Raw genomic sequence first — 1,519 nt, 5'->3', positions numbered from 1 at the left:
CACACAAAAAGCAAACGTTTGTTCGTAAAAATGTCGAACAAAGAAAAACAAACATAGTTGTGCTAACTATGCTTGCCTTAAATCAAATCGTTTATCTTGTTATTTTTAGTATGTAAATACACATTATATTAATCATCGTTTTGTTTCAACAAATTTGTTTGAAACATTATTTTAAAGTTAATCTTAGCGATCTTCATCTTGATGTTTATGAAATTCGAGTTGATCTATAATTAAATAACCAGCTAATAATGACACTACATCAATAAAAATAATCCACTCGTTATGGAAATACTCTTTATAGATTGAGGCACCAATTAAAATTAATGTCAGAATAGTACCGACCCATTTACTTCTTGTTATTACACTAAATAATACTACCAAGACACATGGAAAGAATGCTGCGCTAAAATACCATATCATTCATTTTCCTCTTTTCTTTTATTTAAAATGTTCATGGTTGTTTCTCTTAATTCTGTTCTAGGTATAAAGTTTTCAGTCAACATTTCTGGAATGATATTATTAATAAAATCTTGTACAGATGCTAAATGGTCAAATTGAATAATTGTTTCTAGACTCATTTCATAAATTTCGAAAAATAATTCTTCGGGATTACGTTTTTGTATTTCTCCAAATGTTTCATAAAGCAAATCAATTTTATCAGCAACTGAAAGTATTTGGCCTTCTAATGAATCATCTTTACCTTCTTGCAGTCGTTGCTTATAAACATCTCTATATTGTAATGGAATTTCTTCTTCAATAAAGGTCTCTACCATTTCTTCTTCAACTTGCGAAAATAATTTTTTTAATTCACTACTCGCATATTTAACAGGTGTTTTTATATCACCAGTAAACACTTCAGCGAAATCATGATTTAATGCTTTTTCATATAAGCTTTTCCAATTAATCTTTCGACCATGATATTCTTCAACTGTTGCTAGATATTGAGCAATTTTAGTTACTTTAAAGGAGTGTGCTGCAACATTGTGTTCAAAATATTTAAATTTTCCAGGTAATCTTATAAGTCTTTCCATATCTGATAATCTTTTAAAATATTGATGTACACCCATTTCAATTACCTCCTCCATTAATTAATCATAAATTATACTTTCTTTTTACATATCAATCAATTAAATATCATTTAAATATCTTCTTTATATAACTCTGATTAAATGATACCAAAAAATCCTCTCAACCTGTTACTTAAACAGGCTAAGAGGATAGTCTTGTCTTGATATATTACTTAGTGGATGTAATTATATTTTCCTGGATTTAAAATTGTTCTTGAAGATTTAACATTAAATCCAGCATAGTTCATTTCCGAAACAGTAATTGTTCCATTAGGGTTTACAGATTCAACAACACCAACATGTCCATATGGGCCAGCAGCTGTTTGGAAAATAGCGCCAACTTCTGGTGTTTTATCTACTTTAAATCCTGCAACTTTTGCTGCGTAATTCCAGTTATTTGCATTGCCCCATAAACTTCCTATACTTCTACCTAATTGTGCACGACGATCGAA

Annotated in this window: 3 protein-coding genes; all 3 read right to left on the bottom strand. The window is 29.4% G+C overall.

Translation table 11 applies throughout. The features are described from left to right. Positions 1–183: 183 nt before the first annotated feature. Positions 184–420, bottom strand: coding sequence for a CsbA family protein (locus tag IDG60_RS13645; protein ID WP_000638419.1), 237 nt, complete (start codon positions 418–420; stop codon positions 184–186). Then, positions 417–1,067, bottom strand: coding sequence for a YfbR-like 5'-deoxynucleotidase (locus IDG60_RS13640; protein ID WP_000538141.1), 651 nt, complete (start codon positions 1,065–1,067; stop codon positions 417–419). The genes IDG60_RS13645 and IDG60_RS13640 overlap by 4 nt, the downstream gene beginning before the upstream one ends. A 173-nt stretch (positions 1,068–1,240) precedes the next feature. After that, a partial coding sequence (locus IDG60_RS13635) for a CHAP domain-containing protein (protein ID WP_206160798.1) occupies positions 1,241–1,519 on the bottom strand: 279 nt, incomplete at its 5' end.

Source organism: Staphylococcus sp. EG-SA-2, assembly GCF_017152085.1.
Note: the sequence above shows the minus strand (reverse complement) of the source record. Positions and strands in the feature narration are given on the sequence as shown.

Bases quoted from the DNA above. Each gene is read 5' to 3' on its own strand.
- IDG60_RS13645 (WP_000638419.1), bottom strand. From the start codon at position 420: ATGATATGGTATTTTAGCGCAGCATTCTTTCCATGTGTCTTGGTAGTA.
- IDG60_RS13640 (WP_000538141.1), bottom strand. From the start codon at position 1,067: ATGGGTGTACATCAATATTTTAAAAGATTATCAGATATGGAAAGACTT.